The organism is Nocardia aurantiaca, from assembly GCF_009708175.1.
GTDB lineage: Bacteria > Actinomycetota > Actinomycetes > Mycobacteriales > Mycobacteriaceae > Nocardia > Nocardia aurantiaca.
Window position 1 is genome coordinate 296,800 of record NZ_WMBB01000005.1, and the last position, 22,210, is coordinate 319,009.

Here is a 22,210-nt window from a genome sequence, read left to right on the forward strand (position 1 = left end):
AGACCGCCTCCTGTCAGGCGGTCTCAAACTTACCTGGGATCATGAGGGAGACCATTGGCCGCAGCCTGAAGCCGGCCTGAGACAGTCGAATTCGATATCCGGTCGATGGCGCACGCGTCATCGACCGGATGTGGTTGAGGGAAGGTATTTCTCATGAGCGCTGAGCTCGTCATCCGTACGGTCGAGGACGGCATCGCCACCCTGACCCTGAATCGCCCCGAGAAGCTGAACGCGTTGACGGCGGCCTCGTTCGAGGAGCTGCGGGCGCATCTGGACGCCTTGGCCGGCGAGGATGTCCGATGCCTGATCCTGACCGGCGCGGGCCGATCCTTCTGCGCCGGGCACGATCTGGAGGCCCTCGCCGGCGGCGACGCCCTGGCCTCCCGTCATGCCGAGGCGGAAACCATCGCCCAGCTCGAGGCGTTCGCGGCCCCGGTGATCGGCAAGGTCCGCGGGCACTGCTTCACCGGTGGACTCGAATTGGCCTTGGCCTGCGACATTCTGGTCGCCGGGGAGAACGCGCAATTCGGTGATACGCACAGTCAGTGGGGTCTGGTTCCGTTGTGGGGCATGTCTGTTCGCCTGCCCGAGCGTGTGGGCATGGCCCGGGCCAAGGAGCTCAGCTTCACCGCGCGCCGGTTCAGCGGTGTCGAGGCCGCGGACATGGGACTGGTGAATCACGCCGTACCCGATGAGGGCCTGGACGAATTCGTGGCCCACCTGGCCGCCCAGATCAGCGCCAATTCCAGTGGGTCGAATCGAATCTACAAATCGCTCTACGCGAATTCGCGTGCGCTCGGCCGCGCCGAGGCGCTGCGGGCGGAGACGGATATGCCGTTCGGCATGCCGGGGGACGCCCTGGAGCGGCTGACCCGGCGCTGAGCTCGCCGCACCGAGTCGTCCCCGGCCGGGGTTGGGTCCGCCGGGTCAGTCTCGGTGGGGCGCCTCGGCGCGGGCGATGAGGAACTCGCGCTCGGTGTCATTGCGGGCGCGGGCGATCGCGGCGTGGTAAGCCCGCGCGGCTTCGGTATTCCGGCCGAGGCGGCGCAGGAGATCGGCGCGGACGGCGTGGAAGAGGTGCTGGGCGTCGAGGTCGAGCCGGTCCAGTTCGGCCGGCGCGGCCTCGGGCGTCCTGCACCGCGTCTTCGGCGATATCGATATCGCCGAAGACGCGAATCAGGGAGGCGACGGCGCGGCCGTAGTGCTCGGCGAAGACGGCAGCGACTTCGACTGTGCCGGAAGGCATATCACGCGATCTGGATCGGCCGCACCTCGATCGGCAGCCCGATGACGCGCGGTTTTCGCCAGCTCGCTCATGATCTCGTCGAGATCCGGGTTCATCCACTACACGAACGGGTGGTCGCGATCACGACACCGCCGCGGAGAATGTTCGCCGTGTCAGATCTCGAGGTTCTCCTCGATGTCGCGGAGCCGATGCCGGGCGAGTGCCAGATTGCCGCGCGTACGGTCCAGCGCGACGTACAGGAACAGTCCACGCGAGCGCCGTCCGTGCAGTGGCCGCACCAGGTGGTACTGACTGTTGAGGGTGATGAGCACGTCCTCGATCTCCTCGTTGAGCCCGAGTTGCTCGATGGTGCGCAGCTTGGCCCGCACCACCTCGGTATTGCCGGCCGCGGCGATCTCCAGGTCCAGGCTCTTCGAGCCGCCGAGCACGCCCAGGGGCATACCGCTGTTGTAGTCGACGACGGCGGCGCCGATGGCGCCGTCCAGCATCATCAGGTCCTTCAGGGCAACTTCCAAGTCCGCCATGGATTTTCCTCTCGTACGCCGTGACGGGTTGTCGCGTGCCGTGACGCTACGCCCGCACGGGATCGGCGGGAGGTGGTTTGCTGAAGAATTCCGCAAGGTATGCAATTAACAACTTACGCAATCAGATAGCGCTGTTTCGCCAAGGAAAAACAACGGGCGCAGCCATTTCCGGCGGCGCCCGCAGTCTCCCTATGCCACCCGCTCAGCCGCACAGGCTCCCCGGCGCGGTGGCCGCGTCGAGGAACAATACGGCCTCCTCCTTCTCCGCCGCCCCACCCGGAAGCTGTTCGGACAGCTGCGCCTTGGTCAGCCCCGTCGCGAGGGCATTGCAGTCGGCCTTGCCGACATCGATGGCCGCGAGCTGCTGATCCTGATCGGTCAGGAGCTCCCCGTGTGCCTGCAGGTAACTCACGAACACCTGCTCCGGTGCGGTCAGCGCCCGCTCAGCCCCGGCCACCCCCGTGGCCGCCCCCAGCAACGCGACCCCTGCAGCCACCACTCCGAAACCCGAAGCGAGACGGCTCTTTTTACCCACGAACTCTCCTTCAACATCGAACGAACCCGGCGAGCCTACCCCGCCCGCCCGTCGGTCCGCCCCGAAGCGGGCATGAGGCCACCGGAGCGCCCGGAGCGCCCGGGGCGGGCGGGGCTGGGGTCAGTCGCGTTCGAGGATGCTGGTCACCAGCATGGTGTGGTCCTCGAGCCGCCGCCGCACGGTCCAGCCGAGCTCGGCGAAGGCCTGTTCGTACTCCTGCCGTGTCCACAGCCGCACGCCGGTGACGGCGTGATAGATCTCGTAGGTGGGCGAGAACCACGGCTGCTGCGCCCAATACGGGGCCTCGAGAAGGTAGCCGTCGCCGATCACGAGGCGCCGCAGGTTGGGGAACCAGTCCATCCAGCCACGCAGGACCGCGGCGATGCCGTCGCCGTCGCTGGCCAACTGGTGCAGCAGGAAGAACGACATGGCGGTGGTGACGGCGCCGCGGTCGACGGTGGCCAGCCAGGCGGGCGGTTCCGGTTCGGGCTGCACGGATCCGGCGAGCAGGCTGATGCGGTCGTCCAGCCCTCGCTCAGCGAGTTCGGCTGCGGCCGTGGCGATCACGCCGTCCTCGATGTCCACGCCGAGGAAGCGTTCCTGCTCGGCTATCCCGGCCAGCGCCATCACCCGTCCCGCATCCGCGCAGCCGAGATCGACGGTGCAGCCCGGTGCCCCGGTCGCGAGGGCGCGCCCGATGGCCTCGAGGATCTCCGGCCGTCGCCGCGCGATATCGGTGCAGCCTCGGGCGACCTCGCCGGGTTCGGTCGCGGCGGGAATGTATTCGCGGTGCGGGCTGTCCGACAACTGCCGGAAGGTGGGCTCCCAGCCGCGCACCGCGACCCGCACGAAGCCGCGGTTCTTGCCGACGTCGTGGCCGGTGTGGGTGAGCTGATAGCGGTGCCCGCGCCGGATGAGGAAGCCGGCGCGCACCAGCCCCTCGGCGACGGTCTGCGCGATGCCGGTGGTGGGTGCGATGGTGTCGCCGCTCAGCAAGGTGGCCCACCAGCCCCAATCGTCGGCGGCGACGATGAGCTGGCCGGCGGTCTGGCCCTCGATGACATCTCGGATAGTGAAATCGCCGAGGCCGGAATGCTGCGGCACGAGTGGGGTGACTGCGGTCATGATCGATCTTCCTGAGTGGTGGCGACGGCGATCGCCTGGATTTCGATGAGCAGCCCGTCGATGGGCAGGGTGGTGACGGTGGTGATCCGCGCCGGTGCGGCCGTCGGGAAGTGCGTGCGGAAGGCGGAGTTCCAGCCGGGGAACCAGCGGCGGTCGGACAGGTGGCAGTCCAGCCTCAGGACCTGTGCGCGGCTGCTGCCTGCGGCGGCGAGGGCGGCGTCGAGCTGCCGGAACACCTCGGTGGTCTGACCCTCGAAGGACTCGGTGGTGACGGTGAGGGTTTCCGGATCGACGGCGGCCAGGCCGGAGGTGAACACAAGACCGGAAGCGCTGCGGGCCAGCGGGAACGGGCTCATGCGGCGGCCCGCGTGATTCGGGTGGCGTCGATCTCGGCGAGGGTCGCCGCACCGGACAGGATCATGAGCGTGCGCAGCTCCTCGGTGAGCAGCTCCAGCACCCGGTCCACGCCGGATTCCCCGGCCGCGGCCAGCCCGTAGATGGCCGCGCGGCCGAGGACGACCGCGTCCGCACCCAGCGCGAGCGCCAGGTACACATCACTGCCGGTGCGAATGCCGCTGTCCAGCAGGATGGGTATCTCCGGGCCCACGGCGGCGCGAATGCGCGGCAGCATGTCCAGGCTGGCCGGGGCCGGATCCACTTGGCGGCCACCGTGATTGGAGACGACCAATGCGCTCGCGCCGATGGCCAGCGCGCGCTCGGCCGCCGCCGGGGTGAGCACGCCCTTGGCGATCCACGGCAGCCCGAAACCGGCGGCGGCGGCCGCCAGCTCGGACCAATCCCACACCATGCCGCCGCGTTTGAGCAGCTGCCCGAAGACCTCCGCCACCCCGGGCGCACCGTCCTCGCCGGTCAGATTGCCCGCGAAATGCCGCTGGTCGGGATCGAAGCGATTGGCCATATTGCGGGTGCGGAACCCGCCGACCGGGCAGTCGAGGGTCACGCACAGCGCCTCGTACCCCAGCCGCGCCACCCGCGCGGCGACGGTGGCGGCATGCCCGAAGGGATGCACCTGCGCGATCCGCGCGGCGCGCGGTGCGGCCGCGCGCACCCGCTGGTAGGAGAAGCTGCCCGCCTCCGGCACGACGGACAGCGCTCCCCGGGCCTGTGCGGCCCGGGCCACGGCCGGATGCCCGTCCGGATGGAACAGCGCGTCGCCGCCGAAGGGTGCGGTGAGCAGCGGTGTCTGCAAGGGCATTCCGAGGAATTCGGTGCGGGTGGACGGTGTGCCCACTCCGCTCATGGGGGTGGGCAGGATGCGCCAGCGGTCGAAGGCGAGCAGGTTCTCCCGCAGGGTGATCTCCTTGCCCGCACCTCCTTCCACGAAGTCCAGGACCTCGGCGGGCAGTACGGCCGCGGCGGCGCGGTGGATCTCGTCGAGGGTGCCGAAGTCGACGCGAGTGGGATAGAAGCTGTCCAGCTGCGCGGTCACGCGACACCTCCGGCACTCAGGTCGGCCGGGGCTGCGACGGCCGTGCCGTGGCCGCGCCCGTAGAACAGATACAGCGCCAGTCCGGCGGCACTCCAGATCACGAACCGCAGCCAGGTCAGCGCCTCGAACGTGGTTGCCAGCCAGACACATCCGGCTATCGCGCACACCGCCACCACGGGCAGGAAAGGCGTGCGGAACGGGCGCGGGCGGTCGGGTGCGGTACGGCGCAGGACGAGCACGCCGATCGACACGATCACGAAGGCGAACAGCGCCCCGATATTGACCAGCTCGGCCACCGTGCCGATGGGCAGCAGACCGGCCACCGCCGCGATCACGACGCCCAGCACCAGGCTCAACCGGACCGGCGCGCCCCGGGAATTGGTGCGGCACAGCGTCTTCGGCAGCATTCCGTCCCTGCTCATGGCGAAGACCAGGCGGGTCTGGCCGTAGCACACCATGAGCAGGCCCTTGGTGAGTGCCACGACGGAGGCCACCAGGATCACCTTGCCGATCCAGCCCGCTCCGACGGCGGCCAGCGCGGTCGCCACCGGCGCGGCGTTGTTCAGGCTGGAATAGGGTGCGACACCGGTCAATACGCCGCTCACGGCCACGTAGAGCGCGGTGGCGAGGACGACCGACCCGATGATTCCCCAGGGCAGATTCCGGCGCGGATCGCGGGTCTCCTCGGCCGAGGTGGCCACGATATCGAAGCCGAGATACGCGAAGAAGGCCAAGGCCGCCCCGGCCGCGATGCCGTGCACTCCGAACGGCAGGAACGGCGACCAATTGCCCGGATGCAGATGCGGCGCACCGACCGCGATCACCAGCGCCAAGACGCCGATGGTCAGCGCCACCAGGGTTTTCACCACGGCGGCGGCAATCCTTACTTCGAAAATCAGGACGCCCACCAGTGCGGCGACGATGAGGACCGCCGGCAAATTGACGACACCGCCGTCACTGGGCCCGGCGGAGATCGCGTGCGGCAGCGTCGCTCCGAACAATGAATCGAGCATGGCCGAGAACAAACCCGACCATCCGATGGCGATCGCCGACGCCGCCACCGCGTATTCGAGCAGCAGATTCCAGCCGACCAGGAACGCGGGCGCCGCACCGAGCGTGTCACGGGTATAGGTATAGGCGCTGCCCGACACGGGCGTCATCGACGCGAGTTCGCTGTAGCACAGCGCCACCAGCACGCAGATGGCTCCGGCCAGGACGAACGACAGGACGATGGCCGGGCCTGCCTTGGTGGCCGCGGCAATGCCGGTGGTGACGAAAATGCCCGCGCCCACAATGGATCCGACGCCCATGGCGACGAGATCCAGGCGACCGAGACTGCGGTGGAGGGTGCCGTCGGTGACCGCCGGGATGACCGGTGCCGCGCTGACCCGAGTTGGTGCTGCCATTTCTGGAATCCATTCGGAGAGAATGTCTTTGAGGAGGATGCATTCCAGTGAAGCGACCGGAGTTTATGTGCCGGTGAACTCGAGTAACTACTTTGTTTCGCCGATTTGGAGAAATTGCTCGCGCAATGAACTGCGGACATGCGGAATTGCACACGATCTGAATTCGTGCGCGAAGAATTCCGCCGATGGATTCGAATCATCGAATATGGCGGCCGGGAAAGTTATGCGATTGTCGGGATCTGTGGAACGGGAACGGAGTCCGCGGCGTGCGCCATTGCGCGCCGGCGGACGACGGCGGTGGCCACGGCCACCAGGATCAGAACCGCCGCGGCCGCGAGCACCGCGTCGCGCATGGACGCCACCGTGGCGACGGCGCCCAAGCCGACCGTCGTGATCGCGGCGCATGCGTAGGCCACACCGGCGAATCGTGCGGCGGCCCGCGCATGCTGATCGGGGGGCGTTGCGGCGCTGACGATTCGGAGCCCGGCGCGATAGGCGATGCCCTGCCCGGATCCGGCCACCACACCCCCGCACAGCAGCAGCGCCAGGCTGGGCGTCCACGCCATCGCCGCCGCCAGGGCGACCCCGGCGATGATGATCCACTGTGCCGAAACCGGTTCGGCGGCAAGCCTGTTGGGCGCGATCAGGCGCTGCGCCAGCCAGGCGCTCACCAGATACAGCGTCACCGGCAGGGCCAGCAGGGCGAGGTTCGTCGTGCCCAGCAGCTCCGCGCCGTAACTCGGCAGCAGCGCGACGACCAGTCCCGCCGACACCCAGGCGGCAATGCCGCTGAGGTAGCCGGTGATTCGTGATTCGGCAGCGGCCGCGGTCGCGGATGTCGGATCGGCGATCGCCGCCGGGCGTACGGCTCGATCGCTCACCACCGCCATCGCGATGACCCCGAGCAGCACTGCGTGTCCGAGGTACACGGTCACCCCCGGCGCGGGTAGATACTCCGCCACGACCGCGGCCGCGAGGGTCCCCAGCGCCGAGCCGAGGACGGTCGCCACCGCCATGGCCGTGCGCCCGCGTTCGCCGGTGCGCTCCAGGATCAATCCGGCCAGTGATCCGGTCACCAGCCCCACCGACAATCCGGCGCAGATCCGTGCCACGACCACCGGTTCCGGCGAATCCGCCACGGCCATGGCGAGATCCGCGACGATGCCGAACCCGCTGCCCACCCCGATGCGCCACCACCAGGCCCGCCGGGTGGGCGGCGTGCCCACCAGCGATAGCGCCGGGGTCAGCGCGAACAGGTAGGCGGCGAAGATCGCGGTGATGAGCAGCGGCGCCAGCGTCCATGCGTGGCGGTAGTACGGCATCATGCCGGTCGCCATATTCGGCTGCGCCATGATCAGCATGAGCAGCGCACCCGGTGCGGCTGTCCGCATCCCGGCCTCCTAATTGAGGAGATCTTCTCTATTGCAGAATACGAAACTGAGAAGAACTTCTCTACTCGAGCGCCGCGCCGCGATTTCCGGCCGTACTCGCGCAGGATGGGAGGCGTGCCCGTGAACACCCGCAGTGACGCCCAGCGCAGCCGAGTGCTGCTGGTCGACGCGGTCCAGAGCCTGCTGGAAGCCGGCCGGATCGGCTTCTCCATCCCGGAACTCGCCGCCGCGGCCGGCGTTGGCGTGGCCACCGCGTACCGGCATTTCCCGACCCCGCAGGACGCGCTGCAGGCCTTCCATCGCCGTGCCATCGAGCATCTGGTGGAGGCGCTGGCCGCCGTCGACGCCGGACCCGATCCGGTGGACCGCTTTCACCGCTGCTGCCGCACCTGGGTCGACCAGGCCGTGCAGTGGGGTCCGGCCGTGCGCTACATCCGCAGCTCCAAGGGCTTCATCGAACGGCTCGCCGCGGGAGACGAATCCATCACCGCCCTGCACGACATGCTCGCCGAAGTGCTCAACGCCCTTGCGCTGCAGGGCAAGACCGCCGAATACGATGTCACCTACGCGGTGCTGCTGTGGATCACCATCTTCGACGAACGCGTGGTCTACGACCTCACCGAGCATCGCCGGTGGAGTACCGCCGAGGTGACCGATCACCTCACCGGCGCCGTCGCCGGGGCGCTGGGCATCACTGTCTGACGCCTCAGCCGACCGGCCGGCCCGCCAGGGCCGCCGCCACTCCGCACCACCGGGCCGGGTGTGATCTGGCCGAGTGCAACGGCATTCAGGAATTGCGCACCGGTCATCCAGCAGTAGCGGTCGACGGCGTCGGCCTGCGTGAGCGGAATGATCACGAAGCCGCCACCGTGGGACAGGGCGCCCACCTTCAAGGCCACCCAGGACAGGGCGGGTACGCGGGTCGTCGACAGGCCGCCGCGTACCCCGACCTCCAGCAGACCGGACCCGATCAGAACCAGCACGAGCCATGGCCCGAACAGTGCGGCCAAGGCGACTCCCAGGGCGGCATAGGCGATTCAACGGGCCCGCGCTGCCCGGATGTCCCCGGCGCGCGCCCAGCTCGCCGGAATCAGGCCGGTGGCCGCGTGCGCGGCGACGGCCGCGACCGCCGCGCCCGCGCCGGCCGCCGCTCCGTGCACCCACCGGGGGCTGCCCGCCGCCAGCGTCGCCGCCGGGGTCAGTGCAGGGTGGCGTGCAGCAGGGCCACCCCGGCCGTGAGCGCCGCGCCCGCTACCGACCAGCTGGTGCCCGCGGGCTGCGTGGACAGCACCACCACCGCGTACCGGTACGGCTGATCGGGGGAGGGTCCGACCAGACCGGTGGTGTCCAGCGTGATCGAGGAATCCAGGTCCATCCAGCCCTGTTTGACCGCCCAGTTCGCGCCGGCGAGGGCGTCGGGAATGCCGAAGTACTGATCGGTGCCGTCCGCGGCGGTCTCGGAGGTGTCGTGCAGCGCGCCGAGGATCAGGTCGCGGGCCGAGGCCGGGACCGCGGTGGTGATGTAGTGAAAGATGGAGACGACATCCCTTGGCGTGGTGAGGGTTTCGCCCCACTGGGCGATGTCGTCGGGCGCGGTGGTCGCCGACAGTCCGATGGTGGAGACCATGCGGTCGATGATGGCGTTGTTCCCGCCCGCGTCCCAGAGCCCGTCGGCGATATCGTCATCGCTGGTGGACAGCATCTGGGTGATCTCCGCGGCGGTGTCCGGGTCCGGTTGCCAGCCCTGCGTTTTCAGCTGGTCCAGGGCGATGAGCAGTTTCACCACCGAGGCCGTGTAGAACTGCTGATCGGCGTTGAGGCTGGCGATGGCCGCCCCGGTGGTGGTGTCCACCACGTCGATGCCGACGGTACTGCCGGGCGAGGCCGCCTGGATGGCGGTCTGCATCTGCTGCGCGATGGCCGTTACCGAGATCGGGTGCGCGGCGATGACAGTCGTGCTGGGAGCCGTGGTCTCGGGGACCTGGCCGACACCGACCTGATCGTGAGACGTGGCGAGCGCTTCGGGCGCGCTGAGGGCTGCCAGGGAGATCACGGCGACGATACTGCCGGCCGCGATCCAGAACCACCGTGCGCGCGGTGAACCGGCCTGAATCGAGGTCATAGTCCATTACATCGACACGAACCCCGAGACATTTCCAGTCGAAACCTGTCAATTTCCTGTCAACTGTGGATGATCCGATCCCGGTTCGGGGGGCGGTTGGGGTCAGCTATTTGACCGCGAACTAAGATCGTGGTCGGGCGGGGGCCCATCCCCAGTGGAGACAGCAATGGGTGCAAGTCGTGAGATCATCCGAAATGTCCTTGTAAAAAGCCTCGTTCCCCTCGGGCTCGGGGTGCTGGTGACGTTCGTCCCAATGCCCGCTCATGCTGACGCGGACTACGGAACGGGCTGTGTCCTGTTCTCTGACAACACATCAGCAACCGTGGCCTCCTTGCGGTTCAGATGCTCGCCCGGTCAGTTGGACGCCCTCTACCGCGCCGCCCCGCGCGGCGACGTGCCCGTCGGCGTGAAGAACGGCTGGGTCGCCTCGCCCCGGGAGATGCAGTCTTGGGTGCCTCTGGTGTGGAGTGGCAAGGACTTCTATACCGGCCCCGAGGGCGGATACCTGATGAACCGTCTCACCACAGCCGGATTGGAGGCCTGGCCCGCCAACGTCTATGCCGGTCCGTCCGTGGTGGACGGTAAACCGACCTGGGTCCTCGACTACACGCCGTCGCCGACCCCGCGGCTCTACGACGAGATTCGCGAAGTCACGCCCGGTGTCTGGTTCGGCTACTCATGGTGGCGCGAGGACGACGAACTCATCCAGGAAGCGAGTTTCATCCTGAGCTGAGCGCACCGGAGTCGTTGCGCTCGTGGGTGGCCGGGCGGCGGCGGGGTGAGAGACCCTGCCGCCCGGCTGTTCTCATGCCCAGCGACCGCCGCCGTCGACGTGCAGGGTGGTGCCGGTCAAGAACGGATTGGTCAGCGCCAGCAGGGCCGCGGACGAGATGTCCTCCGGCGCGCCGACGCGACGCGCCGGATTCTTCGCGGCCACACCGGCGAGGAAGTCCGCCTTGCCCGGCCCGTCCCATGCGCCCGAATCCACGATTCCCGGTGAAATGGCATTCACCCGAATGGGAGCCAGCTCCACGGCGAGCGCGGCGGCCAGCGTGGCGGCGGCGGCATTGGCGGCGGCCATGACCGCGCGGCCGGGCGCGGGCCGCCAAGCGGCCACGCCGGAGAACACCAGCAGGGCACCGTCCGGGCGGAAGCGCGGCGCGAAATGCTTGGCCAGCAGCAGTGGGCCGATCACCTTGGCGTCGAAGGCCCGGTGCACGGCGGCGCGGTCGAGTTCGGTCACCGGGCCATTGGCCGGATCGGAGGCCAGCGTGACCAGGTAGTCGAGTTCGCCGACCCGCTCGGCCAGGGCCGCGATGGTGGACTCATCGGTCAGATCGACCTCCGGCCTACCCACCGAGAGCACCTGCGCGCCTGCCGCTTCCGCATCGGCCGCCAGCTGCCGTCCGATGCCGGAACCGGCCCCGATGATCACCAGTTTCTTGTTCTGCATAGTCGTCATGCCACAGGTGAGCGCGCGGAGACGCACCGATCATCCCGTCGCGATCTGAACATTTTGGATTTATTCCATAGAATTCCCGAATGCCTACCCTACGAGCCCTGGAATGCCTGGTCGCCGTGCTCGACGCCGGATCGATCACCGAAGCGGCGGCGGCATTGCATATGTCACAGCCCGCGTTGTCGCATCAACTGGCCGCGCTGGAGAAGGAGATCGGCGCACCGGTGCTGGAACGTCTGCCGCGCGGCGTGCGGGCAACCGTCGTCGGCCGGGCCGTGGCCGTGGATGCTCGCACCGCGCTGGCGGCGGCGCAGCGTGTGGTGACCACGGGCCGGGCCACCGCCCGTGGCGCGGGCGGGCATCTGAGCGTGGCCTGTGCGGAGAGCATGACCGCCGGTCTGCTCGCCCCGGTGCTGCGGACCTGGCTGCGGCGGAATCCCTTGGTGGGCTTGGGCCTCACCGAGGCCGCCAGCGCCGACGAGCTGGCCCGGCTGGTCGAATCGGGGGCGGCGGATGTGGCCATCGGCCCGCGGCCGACCCGCTGGACGGGTGGTGTCGAGGTGATCGGTGTCGAGGAGATCGTCGCGGTACTGCCGCTCGAGCATCCGCTCGCCGCCTATAAGCGAATCGGGTTCGAGCAGTTGCGGGATGAACCGCTCGTGCACTACCACCCCGACAATGGACTGGCCGGTTGGCTCGATGCCGAGGCCGCCCGTCGGGGCGTGACACTCACCGCGGCCGTGCGTACCCGCCAGGCGGTGACGGCAGCCCGATTGGCCGCGGCGGGCATCGGTGTGGCGCTGGTGCCCACGTCCGCCCTGAGCGGCGGATCGGCGGTGGTCCGCCGGTTGCGTCCCGACCTCGCACGGGACGTGGTGTGCCTCATCGGAACTCCGAGCGATGTGCTCGTCGGTCGCTTCGTCGCGGAGGTCGTGCGCCGGGGGATCCCGCTGCCCGCCGCGGTGACGGCCGCACTCGGGTAGCGGTTCGTCGTTCCGGCCGCTACCGAGAGCGCCCCATGCTGGTGGAAAACTCCCGCCTTCACGCAGGAGAGGACCTCAAACGCCGCGATAGACCGTGCGGGCGGCGGTGACCAGCGGGATCTGGAGCGGGAGGCGCAGGAGGGCAATGATTTTCAAGGGCAGGGGCCGGTTGCTACGCAGCCAGTCCCGGGCCATCTGCACATTGCCGGGGAAGACGGCGATGAAGATGAGCGCAGCCAGTCGAGCGCCGAGGCCGCGGGTTCGCGGCAGTGCCAGCAGAGCCCCGGCCGTCAGCTCGGCCGCGCCCGAAATGTGCGTATAGGTGCGGGGTTCGCCGGGAAGCTGGGGTGGGATCAGCGCGTCGAAGAACTTGGGCATGACGAAATGCAAGCTGCCCGCGCCGAGCAGTAGGGCTGTCAGGGCCAGCGCGCGGGCCCGAATTCCATTGGTGCCGACCGGTTGGATTGCCGTTGCGGAGTGCGACAGATCTGCCGTCATCGGTGCAGCATAACCGGCCGGTATGTATTGTCCGGCGGGTGGCCGAGATCCGCGTTTCCGCTCGGTGTGTCGGCACGGCGATTGGCCGATCGCCAAGGGATAACGCACAATTAGGCTGCTGTCCGGCTCGAGCAGGGGAAGTTATGAAGGCGCACAAGGGGCTTGCGATAGTCCTGATGGTCGTGAGTTTGACGGTCGGTTGCTCGAAGGAAGAGGCCAAGCATCCGGCCAACGCACCGGCACAGGCGGTTCCCCAGCCCGCGCCCAAGGAGCAGGAAGGCGCGGTTCCCGTCGGCCCGGGCCCCCAGGGCACCTATACGGTGCAGGCGCAGCCCGCGCCCGGCAGCTGCCATTACGGCAAGACCTCCGATGGGCAGCCGCTGCCCGATCACACCTGCACCCCGGGCGCGACGAATCCCAAAGTGACGGCGGCGAATCTGGCCGACACCATCTGCAGGTCGGGGTACACCGCGTCGATTCGGCCGAACACATCCATCACCGGCCCGGAGAAGACCGCCAATATCAAGTCCTATGACTACACCGGCGACCCCCGCGACGCCGAGTACGACCATCTGATCTCGCTGGAGCTGGGCGGCGACCCCAATGATCCGCGCAACCTGTGGGTCGAGCCGCCGTCGCCGGGCCACCAGTCCGGCGCGGGGCCGAACAATCCCAAGGACGGCGTCGAGTCCAAGCTGCACACCCTGATCTGCAACGGCAAGGTCGCCCTCGTCGACGCCCAGGTGGCCATCGCCGGCGACTGGACCACGGCCTTGGCGAAGGTCGGCTTCCCCAACGGCAACTAGTCCACGACGCACCGGGCGCGCGTCGCGTCCGGCGTGGCGTTCCGAAACCCCTCAGGAGCGGATACCGCGGGCCTACCATCGAACGATGTCAGCGCCGCAGGCCGCCTCGACGATGATCGAGGGCCGGGTCGTGCACGAGGTGAACAACGCTCTGAAGATCACCTTCAGTGCGGGTCCCGGTGATCGGCTGGCGACCGGGGTGCAGGGGGCGGGCAACAGTCTCGGGGCCAAGGCCGCCATCCTGCTCGGCTTCAAGACCGGCGGCGCCGGCAAGCACCGCATCACCTACGCCGACGGCTCGGTGGTCTGGGTGGAATCCAAGGACGCCGCACCCACCGTACTCAGCCGCGGGGACGGGACCGTCCTGGGCACCGTGCAGCGCGCCGACACCTCCACGGCCGTGGGATCAACGGCGGGAACGCTTTTCCACTTCGTACCCGATCCCGAGGAGGCCCGCACTCCGGAGCTGTTCCGGCTGGTGCTGCTGGACCGCATGGGGGTGCAGGTCGGCCGCCTCGATGTGGTGCGCAAAGTAGGCGGCTGGACCTCGCGCCGGTTCGTCGACGACCTCCACAACGAGCCGTTCTGGTGGGATCAGGCGGGACAGCCGCTCCCGGTCCCGATCCTGGGCACCCGGCTCTGGGTGAAACACCCGCTCGACCCGGTGGAGCGGGATGTCCTGCTGGGCGTGTGCGTGGACATCGGACTCGGCTTGCGGCCCTATATCGCGGTCATGAAGGAGGAGACCGGCTTCCGAAACTCCCGCCTGTTCGCGCGGGAGTCCCGCAAGCCCGGGCTCAGTCGGAGACCTTGATGACCAGCTTGCCCAGATTCTTGCCGGTCAGCAGACCCTGGAACGCCTCGACGGCATGGTCGAGGCCGTCGACGATGTCCTCGAGGTAGGCGAGCTTGCCCTGCGCGATCCACTGCGCCGCCGCCGAATAGAACTCACCGGCCTGATCCGCGAACTCGGAGACGATGAAGCCGCGCACGGTCAGGCTCCGGCGCAGAATGCTCGACATGAGCAGCGGCAGCCGGTCCGGGCCGGGCGGCAGGTCGGTGTCGTTGTAATTGGCGATCAAGCCGCACACCGGAATCCGGGCGAACGGGTTGAGCCGCGGCAGGATCGCGTCGAAGACAGCGCCGCCGACATTCTCGTAGTAGACGTCGATGCCGTCCGGGGTGGCGGCGGCCAGCTGCTCGGCGAAATCGGGGGCGCGGTGGTCGACGGCGGCGTCGAAGCCGAAACGCTCGCGCAGCAGCGCCACCTTCTCCGGGCCGCCCGCGATGCCGACGGCCCGCGCGCCCTTGATCTTCGCGATCTGGCCGACGGTCGCGCCGACCGGTCCGGTGGCGGCGGCGACCACCACCGTCTCACCCGGCTTCGGCTGCCCGATGGTGAGCAGGCCGCTGTACGCGGTGAGGCCTGGCATGCCCAGCACGCCCAGTGCCGTGGTGAGAGGCGCGGCATTCGGGTCCAACTTCCGCAGGGCCCGCACCTTCTCGACGGAATGGGTCTGCCAGCCGCCCCAGCCGAGCACGACATCGCCCGGGCCCAGTGCGGGATCGGTGGATTCGAGGACGCGGGAGATGGTTGCGCCGCACATGGTCTCGTCGATCTGGACCGGCGGGGCGTAGGAGGGCGCGTCGCTCATGCGGCCGCGCATGTACGGATCCAGCGACAGGTACAGCGTCTGCAACAGCGCTTCGCCCGGCTGTGGCGACTCCAACTCGACCGTCTCGGTGCGGAAATTCTCAGGCTCCGGCATGCCGATCGGGCGGGACGCCAGGACTATGCGGGTGGACTTCATCGTCGGAACGACCTTTCGATGGGCGACCCCTTCATTCTGGACATTGTGGACCAGTGTCAGGACAAGTCCACACACCAGGTCGTTACGGGCGGGCGTTCGGACCTGCGAGCGTCGGTTCGAACCAGTGTGTGAAACACCACAAGTCCACTATCTTGCCCGGTTGAGCTGCGCACCGATCCAGCCGCTGGCGGAAATAATCTCGGCCCGTTGCCCTTCCGCCCCTGCGGTGTAACCGTTTCGGCGGGTTTTCGCGGTCCGCCGGGTCTACCGTTGATCGGTATGGCGAGCAGGGACATTGTGGTGACGGTGGGCGAGGGCGACTGGCTCACGTTGAACGATGCCGCCGAGTGTGCGGGGATGAGCGTGGAGGCGTACGTCTCTTGGGGCGTGCGGGTGCTGGCGTTGCAAGCTCGGCCCGGCGGAATGAAGCAGGGTGGGTGCGTGGGTCGCCCGAAGCCGGGCAGGCGTGCGTCCAAGGCCATCGACGAATCCGAGTCGGTCGCCTGGACGGAAACATTCACCGAGCGTCTCTCGCATCGCGCCGACCGTTACCCCGGACGCTGAGCTGCGGCTGACCGGTGAGATTGTCGAATCCGGTTGGGAGACTGGGCAGTTGATTGTGAATGGACGGTGACGGTCTGCGGTGAGTCGGGCGGCTTCTGGCGGCATGAGATGCGGGCGCTGGCCGCTTGCGTGATCGCGGCGTCCACCGCGGTGGCGGGCATGTGGATCACCGTGCCGTTCGCCGTGCAGCTCATCTACGACAATGACTTCCGCGGCGTGGTCCCGCTGCTGCGGGTGGAGGTGTGCATCCTGCTCGCCACCGCCACCACGTCGTTCGTCACCCACCGCCGTCCTGCCGGTCCGGCGGGACACTGTCGGCATCATGATCGACGCGGTGATCGGGACCGCGGTGTCCGCCAACGCCCTGCCTCACCCCGCGCACCCACGGATATGGGGGCGTGGCCGCCGAATTCTGTGTCGCGCTTGGGATCTCGCGCGCACCGGACAGCTCGCGGCCCGCATGCGGCTTCGCCCGGCGCGCGTGAACCGAGGCTGTCACCGGGTGGCAGCTGAGATCGGCCACCCGGTGACGACGTGGGGTTGCGGTGAGGGCTTTACACGACCGCGGGACGCCGGGCGGCGTTTTCGGCGATGGCCTCGACGATTTCGCCGAACAGCGGAGCGGGGATGTCGTGCCCCATCGCCGCCAGCGGCAGGTAGTTCGATCCGGGGATCGCCGCGTGGGTCGCCTCGCCGCCGGCGATCTTGATCAGCGAATCCTCCGCACCGTGGACAACCAGCGTGGGCGTCTGCAAGTGATGAAGCTTCGCCGTGCGGTCGGGGGCGATGAGGGCCGCGGTCACCTGACGAGCCGCCCCCTCGGGATTGCGCGCGCGGTCGTACGCGCGGATCGCGAGCATGTAGCGGCGCTCGAGCTCGCTCTCGGCGTAGGTCTTCGACCCGATGAGGGTGTACAGGGCGACGATCTGCTCGATCGCTTCGTCGCGATCGGGCGGAAGCGGTTTCATCAGCTCTTGGAGCACGTCGCCGTCGGCCATGCCGATGCCGGCGTGCGGGGTGCTCATCATCGAGCACAGCGACTGCACCCGTGCGGCGTGCTCGATCGCGATCAGCTGGGCGACCATGCCGCCCATCGACGCGCCGACGACGTGCGCCCGCTCGATGTCGAGGTGATCGAGCAGCTCCACGCAGTCGCGCGCGATCGCTCTGAGGTAGTACTGGCTCGGAGCGATCTTCCACTCGGTCAGGCCGCTGTCGCGGTTGTCGGGACGGATGACGCGGTAGCCGCGCGCGCCGAGATCATCGACGATTTCCTGAGGCCAGTGGATCAGCTGCGAGTTGAGCCCCATGATCAGCAGCATCGGTTGCCCCGCGGGATCACCCTCGTCGCGGTAGCACATCTTGACCTCAGACAGTTCAGCGAATTGGTCGATCCCATCGCTCATGAGAAACCTCCCGAAGTTGTGGCCGACGATTGCAGACATTGAGCATGCAAGGCGTACTGCACCCGGGTGTTCATGAAACTCTCGACCGCGACAGGCCTGTTCATCGATCCGATGCCGTCGCTCGTTCATGATCTCACAACAGGCTCACCGCGGATCAAGTTCCGCGATAGCTCCACGATGGTCTCGTTCAACTCGGTGCGTGACCGGGCGAAGAACACTTCGGCCGTGGTCCGCGTTCGTGAATGGGATGCCTTCGCCGTGCGTTTCGGGATCGCTGAAGACGCGCACGACGCTCGAGACGATCCGCTACAACGGCCTCGCGCGGGACATGGTGGTCACTCCGCCCGATTCCCCACCCTCGAGGACGCGCGCGGACGTTCGGCGGTTGGGCCGCAAGGTCGGCATCCGTCGATACGCCACAGCCGCAACGAGGAAGGCCCTCTCGCTCAGCAGTTGCGCTGGTGAGAGTGGCCTTCGGAGGTGTTCGATCAGAGCGCGGAGCCCTGAACCCACTGATCCCAGCTCAGCGTCCAGTCGCCGTTCTGCCACACCTCGAGCGGCGCGCCGCCGGTGTTGTGCACCTCCACCACATCTCCGGGTTGCGCGAAGTTGAAGAACCACTGCGCATTCTCGGCATTGAGGTTGAGGCACCCGTGTGAGGTATCGGTATTGCCCTGCGCCCACACCGTGGACTCCAGCTCGTGCAGATAGATGCCATCGGTGCTGATGCGGGTGGCCCAGTTGATGGACTCCTTGTACCCGAGTCGCGAATTGATCGGCAGGCCATAGGAAGAGGAGTCCATGATGACCGGGTTGGCCTTGTCCATGACCGTATACGTGCCCGGCATGGTCCAGAACGTGAACGTCTTGCCCGCGATGGTCTCGCTGCCGCCGCGGCCCATCGAGGTCGGCATGGTGCGGATCAGCTGACCGTTCTCGAAGACCTGCACCTGATGGGTGTTGTCGTCGGCGATGGACACGTGCGACGGGCCGATGACGAAGTTGGCCTTGGAGTCCTCCTGGCCGAACAGGCCGTTGCCGACTTCGACGCCGTAGAGGTTGGCCGCCACGCTCACCTTGGTGCCGGTCTTCCAGTACTCCTTGGGCCGCCAGTGCGCGTTGCGGTTGTCCATCCAGTACCACGCGCCGTCCACTGGCGGATCGGTGGTGACCACCAGACGCTTCTGCGCCGCGGCCCGGTCAGGGATGTCCTCGTCGAAGTGCGCGACGATGACCATGCCCACGCCGTAGCTGTTGCCGTCGACGATCGCCTGCCCGCCGGTGGTGTTCAGATACACCTTGGTCTGATTCTTGGGGGCGATGGTCGTGAAGGTGGATGTGACCGGACCGGTGGGACCGGTCACATCCATCCCGGAGGCTTTCAGCGTGTACGTGCGTCCGTAGCCCAGCTGATCGTTCGGCTTCCAGGCCGTCTTGTCGGGCGTGAAGGTGCCGTCGATGACCCTGCCGTCCTCATTGGTGAGCGACACATCGGTCAGCACACCGCTGGAGGTGCTCACCTTCACCGGAGCCGACGGATCCACCTTGTCCGTGCCCTGGGCCGGGGCGACGGTGATGGTCTGCGCTACCGGAGTGCGCGGACCGACCTTCCCGCTCGGAAGATTGGACGAGCAGGCCGCCAGCACCAGCATTAGCGCGGCCAACACGCTCGCTGCGGCGTTCGTCCGAAAACGGCGGGGTGGCATAGCTTCCCTCCTGTAATCGCCGTGCGCCGCACTGCTGCACAGCATCTTGTTACTGCTCAGCGTAGTAGATTACCCTTCCCTTTCGATCTGCCATCGCCAGGTCATGCTGTCGAAATGACAACGATGTGAGACGAGCGTGCGACACACCGTTCGGCAGTGGTCATTTCAGCGTTTGTTCTTTGATAGCGAGCTGCTGTTGACCCCTCTGATACGTGACCTCGCGAATACCCAAGGCGTCGTGTAACTTGCCCGCGGGCAGCGTCACCGGCTTGGGCGCGGGGCCATCACCCGGCTTGGGTAGCGGGTAGGCGGTGGTGGTGCCGCTGTAGAAGGTCACATTGCCCTCGGTCTTCGTGAACAGCTGGTGCACATGGCCATTGAGGCAGGTGACCGACGAGAACCGCTTCAGGTAGCTCAGCGCTTGGGCGGCATCGTCTGTGCCCCAGCCCCATTGGGGGTACATCGCGAACAGCGGGATGTGGCTGAAAACGATGATCGGTGTGTCACTGGATAATCCGGCCACGTCCTTCTGTACGAAGTCCAACTGGTCCTGCCCGAGATGACCGAGGTCCGCGAGATTGAGCGTATTGACCAGTCCGATCACATGGACGCCCGCGATATCGAAGCTGTACCAGCCGTCCCCGCGGGTGCCGTCACCGAAGGTCGTCCGGTACCGGGAACCGCCGTCATCGCTCGAATCATGTTCTCCCGGAACGGTGAACACGTGCGGAGTCTTCAACCCCCGCATCATCTGCTTGACCTGATCGAACTGCTCGGGCGTGGCCAGATGGGTGAGATCGCCGGTGTGGATGACGAAATCGGGCTCGTAGCCCAGCGAGTTCACCTGTGAGATGGCCTCGGCGAAGGTGTCGGTCACACTGGTGTTGGCGGTGCCGGTGAAGCCGATGTGACTGTCACTGACCTGCGCGAATCGCAGGGTGGGCCGGGCGGGAGCGGCCAGCGCGGTGCCGGCCACGTGCGAGACCACCTCGCCGCCCACCACCGCCAGGCCCACCGCCGCGCCGAACCAGGCGCTGTGCCGCATGAGCTGGCGGCGGGTCATCCGCTGCGGGTCCCGGGCGGCGTCCTCGTCCTCGAAGTCCGCGTACCTATCGTCGGGATTGCGGGTGATCATCGGGTCACCACCACGGTCGCGTGCATGAAGGGATGAATCGAGCAGACGTAGGCGAAGGTGCCCGCCTTGGCGAAGGTGAAGGTATAGGTCGCGTTGTCGCCCAGCGTCGGCGAGCGGAAGCTGCCGTCATCGGCGACCACGGTGTGCGGTTCCTCGTCGTGATTGGTCCAGGTCACCGTGGCGCCGACCTTGACGGTCAGGGAGCTGGGCCCGAAGGCGAAATTGTCGATGGCGACGGCATCGGGTCCGGCCGGTGCCGCGGCCGCCGAGGCGGAGGTGGCCGCCGTCGAGGTCATGCCGGGCATGGCCGGACCCGCGCCGTCCGGCACCATGCCGGGCGTTGCGATGCCGGAAGCGAAGGTGAAGCCGGGAGCGGCAGTGTCCGTGGCTCTGCCGCCGCCGCTCGAGCTGCATGCGCTCGCCGTCAGCAGGGTTGTCGCGGCGACGGTGGCGGCGACGGCTACGCGCCGCCGGCTGCGGGTGGGTCTCATGGGGTCCGGGCCTCCGTCCGGGATGGTTCCGTTCGCTGCCGCGAACCGGTCATCCATGGATAGGGGCAGGGGTTACACGAGACGGAAACCGCTGTGCGCGAAAACTATCGGAAGCTATGCGGGCTCGGTCGGCGCGAAAACCTCGATGGTGCCGTTGTTCTCGCGGACCTGGACGGTGGGCAGCGGCGCGGGCGCCACCGGCAGTTGATGTGTGACCACCTGGCCCTCGATGGAGAAGGAGGTGGAATGGCAGGGGCAGCGCAGCCGTCGGGCCGGAGCGTCCAGCCACAGCTTGCAACCCTGATGCGTGCACACGCCGGAAACCGCGACCGGACTTCCCTTGTCGCGGCGGACGAATCCGTTGACCGCGCCGACATCGAAGGCGATCGTTGCGCCCTCCGGCAGATCCGAGGAGCGGGCGATCGGCAGCCACACACCGGTATTGGGGTTCAGTGGCGCCTGCCGGGCGGCGGGCGGGGAACCCTGCTGCCCGTGGCCGATCAGGGTGCGGTCCACCACCGCGCCGACCGTCGCGGCGGCCGCGGCGGCGGAGGTGCCGATCAGCAGGTTCCGGCGGCGGTAGCCGTTCGCCGGACGGGATTCGGCCGGCTCGTCGTCCATCTCGGCCGCGAGGCGTCGCTGCAGATTGCCGAGGAACTCCTCGCTGGGGGTGTCGCTGCCCAGACGCGCGGCGCGCAGTTCGATGGCCGCGCGCATTTCCTCGGCCTCGGCCTCGTCGGGCCGGAAGCCCGTGGGCTTCTTGCCGGCCAGTAGTTCGTCGACGAACCGCCGCACTTCCCGCCCGCTCACCGCACACCTCGCTCATTCAGCCGGGACGCCATCCGCAACGCCCGATGCTGCAACACCTTCGCATTCGCCACCGTCACACCGAGGCTCTGCGCCGCCTCCCGGACCGAGAGTCCTTGCAGGAAGCGCAGTTCCAGAATGCGCCGGTAGCGGTCGGGGAGTTCGGCCAGCACTTCCTTCGCTCGGGTCTCGGCCCCGGAGTCGTGGAACTCTTCGGGCGGGTCATCGCGGATATCGCCCTCGATGGTGGTGATCTCCCGGCCCATGCGCGCCTTCCAGTGCGCGGCCAGCACCGTGCGCGCGGTGGCGCGTAGGTAGGCCCGCACCTCGGGGGCGCTCGCTGTGATGCGCAGCGGTTTGAGTGCTGCCGTGAACACTTCGGCGGTGAGATCCTCGGCGTCGGGCCGATTGCCGACCTTGCCGAACATCAACCCGTACACCCAGGTGACATTGTCCCGGTACACCGCTTCCCAGCTGGCGTAGCTGTCACCGGGCACCAGCCGCAACTCCCGACCCGAGCTGGAACTCGTGACCGTATGCGCCCGGCGCTCGGATTCGACCCGTCGCACCATGAACCGCCGCTTCCCGCATCCACCGAATACACCGACGCGTGTTCACGTCTGTCAGTAAATAGCGGATGGGGTTACGGTGCGAGCGTTTCGGCGGTTCGGGCGGTCCGCACGGCGCACGCACGTGCAGGTGGGCATACGGACGTTTAAACTGTCTGGGACGTCTCCGAAAGTTG

General features: G+C 67.9%; 28 protein-coding genes and 1 pseudogene. 9 read left to right on the forward strand and 20 right to left on the reverse strand.

Annotated features, from left to right (window positions below):
* The first annotated feature begins 153 nt into the window (after positions 1–153).
* The gene (locus GLP40_RS12445) at positions 154–882 is read left to right on the forward strand and encodes an enoyl-CoA hydratase/isomerase family protein (protein ID WP_154788017.1); all 729 of its coding nucleotides are present in this window, start codon (positions 154–156) and stop codon (positions 880–882) included.
* Between the two features lie 45 nt (positions 883–927).
* Here GLP40_RS12445 and GLP40_RS35075 read toward each other — a convergent pair.
* The 8 genes and pseudogenes from GLP40_RS35075 to GLP40_RS12480 form a co-directional block, all read right to left on the reverse strand.
* A pseudogene (locus GLP40_RS35075) lies at positions 928–1,134 on the reverse strand (hypothetical protein); the annotation flags it as partial.
* A 264-nt stretch (positions 1,135–1,398) separates the two neighbouring features.
* Positions 1,399–1,770, reverse strand: a complete 372-nt coding sequence (locus tag GLP40_RS12450; RefSeq protein WP_154788018.1) for a hypothetical protein — start codon at positions 1,768–1,770, stop codon at positions 1,399–1,401.
* Between the two features lie 202 nt (positions 1,771–1,972).
* Complete coding sequence (locus tag GLP40_RS12455) at positions 1,973–2,305, reverse strand: DUF732 domain-containing protein (RefSeq protein ID WP_154788019.1); 333 nt, start codon at positions 2,303–2,305, stop codon at positions 1,973–1,975.
* A 120-nt stretch (positions 2,306–2,425) separates the two neighbouring features.
* Positions 2,426–3,430, reverse strand: a complete 1,005-nt coding sequence (locus tag GLP40_RS12460; RefSeq protein ID WP_154788020.1) for a hypothetical protein — start codon at positions 3,428–3,430, stop codon at positions 2,426–2,428.
* Positions 3,427–3,786, reverse strand: coding sequence for a RidA family protein (locus GLP40_RS12465; RefSeq protein ID WP_154788021.1), 360 nt, complete (start codon positions 3,784–3,786; stop codon positions 3,427–3,429). Before GLP40_RS12465 ends, GLP40_RS12460 begins: the two co-directional genes overlap by 4 nt.
* Entirely contained in the window at positions 3,783–4,880 is a 1,098-nt protein-coding gene (locus GLP40_RS12470) for an alpha-hydroxy acid oxidase (protein ID WP_328290053.1), read from the reverse strand. Before GLP40_RS12470 ends, GLP40_RS12465 begins: the two co-directional genes overlap by 4 nt.
* Positions 4,877–6,286 (reverse strand): amino acid permease, encoded by a 1,410-nt coding sequence (locus GLP40_RS12475; protein ID WP_154788022.1) that lies wholly within the window; start codon positions 6,284–6,286, stop codon positions 4,877–4,879. Before GLP40_RS12475 ends, GLP40_RS12470 begins: the two co-directional genes overlap by 4 nt.
* 221 nt (positions 6,287–6,507) lie before the next feature.
* Positions 6,508–7,677 (reverse strand): MFS transporter, encoded by a 1,170-nt coding sequence (locus GLP40_RS12480; RefSeq protein WP_154788023.1) that lies wholly within the window; start codon positions 7,675–7,677, stop codon positions 6,508–6,510.
* Positions 7,678–7,791: 114 nt separating this feature from the next.
* Here GLP40_RS12480 and GLP40_RS12485 point away from each other — a divergent pair, with 114 nt between their 5' ends.
* Complete coding sequence (locus GLP40_RS12485; protein WP_196054640.1) at positions 7,792–8,379, forward strand: TetR/AcrR family transcriptional regulator; 588 nt, start codon at positions 7,792–7,794, stop codon at positions 8,377–8,379.
* Here the strand turns inward: GLP40_RS12485 and GLP40_RS33770 are convergent.
* From GLP40_RS33770 to GLP40_RS33775, 3 genes are read right to left on the reverse strand one after another with little or no spacing between them, the layout of a single operon-like run.
* Positions 8,334–8,687, reverse strand: a complete 354-nt coding sequence (locus tag GLP40_RS33770; protein WP_230329491.1) for a chromate transporter — start codon at positions 8,685–8,687, stop codon at positions 8,334–8,336. The genes GLP40_RS12485 and GLP40_RS33770 overlap by 46 nt on opposite strands.
* 27 nt (positions 8,688–8,714) lie before the next feature.
* The gene (locus GLP40_RS34445; RefSeq protein WP_268867106.1) at positions 8,715–8,837 is read right to left on the reverse strand and encodes a hypothetical protein; all 123 of its coding nucleotides are present in this window, start codon (positions 8,835–8,837) and stop codon (positions 8,715–8,717) included.
* Positions 8,838–8,875: 38 nt separating this feature from the next.
* Positions 8,876–9,799: a serine hydrolase gene (locus tag GLP40_RS33775; protein WP_230329492.1), complete on the reverse strand. Its 924-nt coding sequence runs from the start codon at positions 9,797–9,799 to the stop codon at positions 8,876–8,878.
* Between the two features lie 331 nt (positions 9,800–10,130).
* On the opposite strand from GLP40_RS33775, the gene GLP40_RS12495 reads away from it, so the two are divergent.
* The gene (locus tag GLP40_RS12495) at positions 10,131–10,532 is read left to right on the forward strand and encodes a hypothetical protein (protein WP_230329493.1); all 402 of its coding nucleotides are present in this window, start codon (positions 10,131–10,133) and stop codon (positions 10,530–10,532) included.
* Between the two features lie 72 nt (positions 10,533–10,604).
* Here GLP40_RS12495 and GLP40_RS12500 read toward each other — a convergent pair whose 3' ends face one another.
* Positions 10,605–11,252 (reverse strand): SDR family oxidoreductase, encoded by a 648-nt coding sequence (locus tag GLP40_RS12500; RefSeq protein WP_328290054.1) that lies wholly within the window; start codon positions 11,250–11,252, stop codon positions 10,605–10,607.
* Positions 11,253–11,341: 89 nt separating this feature from the next.
* Here GLP40_RS12500 and GLP40_RS12505 point away from each other — a divergent pair, with 89 nt between their 5' ends.
* The gene (locus tag GLP40_RS12505; RefSeq protein WP_154788027.1) at positions 11,342–12,241 is read left to right on the forward strand and encodes a LysR family transcriptional regulator; all 900 of its coding nucleotides are present in this window, start codon (positions 11,342–11,344) and stop codon (positions 12,239–12,241) included.
* A gap of 75 nt (positions 12,242–12,316) precedes the next feature.
* Here the strand turns inward: GLP40_RS12505 and GLP40_RS12510 are convergent, their stop codons facing one another.
* Complete coding sequence (locus GLP40_RS12510) at positions 12,317–12,739, reverse strand: DoxX family protein (RefSeq protein WP_230329494.1); 423 nt, start codon at positions 12,737–12,739, stop codon at positions 12,317–12,319.
* Between the two features lie 176 nt (positions 12,740–12,915).
* Here GLP40_RS12510 and GLP40_RS12515 point away from each other — a divergent pair, with 176 nt between their 5' ends.
* A complete protein-coding gene (locus GLP40_RS12515; protein WP_230329495.1) occupies positions 12,916–13,545 on the forward strand; it encodes a hypothetical protein in 630 nt (209 codons plus the stop codon).
* A gap of 85 nt (positions 13,546–13,630) precedes the next feature.
* On the forward strand, positions 13,631–14,359 hold the full coding sequence (locus GLP40_RS12520) for a hypothetical protein (protein WP_154788028.1): 729 nt from the start codon (positions 13,631–13,633) through the stop codon (positions 14,357–14,359).
* On the opposite strand, the gene GLP40_RS12525 is transcribed toward GLP40_RS12520, so the two are convergent.
* Complete coding sequence (locus GLP40_RS12525; RefSeq protein WP_154788029.1) at positions 14,343–15,356, reverse strand: NADP-dependent oxidoreductase; 1,014 nt, start codon at positions 15,354–15,356, stop codon at positions 14,343–14,345. The two genes, GLP40_RS12520 and GLP40_RS12525, sit on opposite strands and share 17 nt — an antisense overlap.
* Positions 15,357–15,635: 279 nt before the next feature.
* On the opposite strand from GLP40_RS12525, the gene GLP40_RS12530 reads away from it, so the two are divergent.
* A complete protein-coding gene (locus GLP40_RS12530; RefSeq protein WP_154788030.1) occupies positions 15,636–15,920 on the forward strand; it encodes a hypothetical protein in 285 nt (94 codons plus the stop codon).
* 66 nt (positions 15,921–15,986) lie between these two features.
* Positions 15,987–16,433, forward strand: coding sequence for a hypothetical protein (locus tag GLP40_RS12535; protein ID WP_154788031.1), 447 nt, complete (start codon positions 15,987–15,989; stop codon positions 16,431–16,433).
* A gap of 41 nt (positions 16,434–16,474) precedes the next feature.
* Here the strand turns inward: GLP40_RS12535 and GLP40_RS12540 are convergent, their stop codons facing one another.
* Positions 16,475–17,326, reverse strand: coding sequence for an alpha/beta fold hydrolase (locus tag GLP40_RS12540; protein WP_154788032.1), 852 nt, complete (start codon positions 17,324–17,326; stop codon positions 16,475–16,477).
* Between the two features lie 72 nt (positions 17,327–17,398).
* Between GLP40_RS12540 and GLP40_RS12545 the strand changes: the two genes are divergently transcribed.
* On the forward strand, positions 17,399–17,791 hold the full coding sequence (locus GLP40_RS12545) for a hypothetical protein (RefSeq protein ID WP_154788033.1): 393 nt from the start codon (positions 17,399–17,401) through the stop codon (positions 17,789–17,791).
* A gap of 23 nt (positions 17,792–17,814) precedes the next feature.
* Here GLP40_RS12545 and GLP40_RS12550 read toward each other — a convergent pair whose 3' ends face one another.
* The 5 genes from GLP40_RS12550 to GLP40_RS12570 form a co-directional block, all read right to left on the reverse strand.
* Entirely contained in the window at positions 17,815–19,032 is a 1,218-nt protein-coding gene (locus GLP40_RS12550; RefSeq protein ID WP_154788034.1) for a L,D-transpeptidase, read from the reverse strand.
* Positions 19,033–19,192: 160 nt separating this feature from the next.
* Positions 19,193–20,095 carry a metallophosphoesterase family protein gene (locus GLP40_RS12555; RefSeq protein WP_196054650.1) on the reverse strand — a complete coding sequence of 301 codons (903 nt, stop codon included), beginning with the start codon at positions 20,093–20,095 and terminating at the stop codon, positions 19,193–19,195.
* Positions 20,096–20,163: 68 nt separating this feature from the next.
* Positions 20,164–20,658, reverse strand: coding sequence for a cupredoxin domain-containing protein (locus tag GLP40_RS12560; RefSeq protein ID WP_154788036.1), 495 nt, complete (start codon positions 20,656–20,658; stop codon positions 20,164–20,166).
* A gap of 114 nt (positions 20,659–20,772) precedes the next feature.
* The gene (locus GLP40_RS12565; protein ID WP_328290055.1) at positions 20,773–21,468 is read right to left on the reverse strand and encodes a Rieske (2Fe-2S) protein; all 696 of its coding nucleotides are present in this window, start codon (positions 21,466–21,468) and stop codon (positions 20,773–20,775) included.
* Positions 21,465–22,037 (reverse strand): RNA polymerase sigma factor, encoded by a 573-nt coding sequence (locus GLP40_RS12570; protein WP_154788037.1) that lies wholly within the window; start codon positions 22,035–22,037, stop codon positions 21,465–21,467. Before GLP40_RS12570 ends, GLP40_RS12565 begins: the two co-directional genes overlap by 4 nt.
* Positions 22,038–22,210 lie beyond the last annotated feature (173 nt).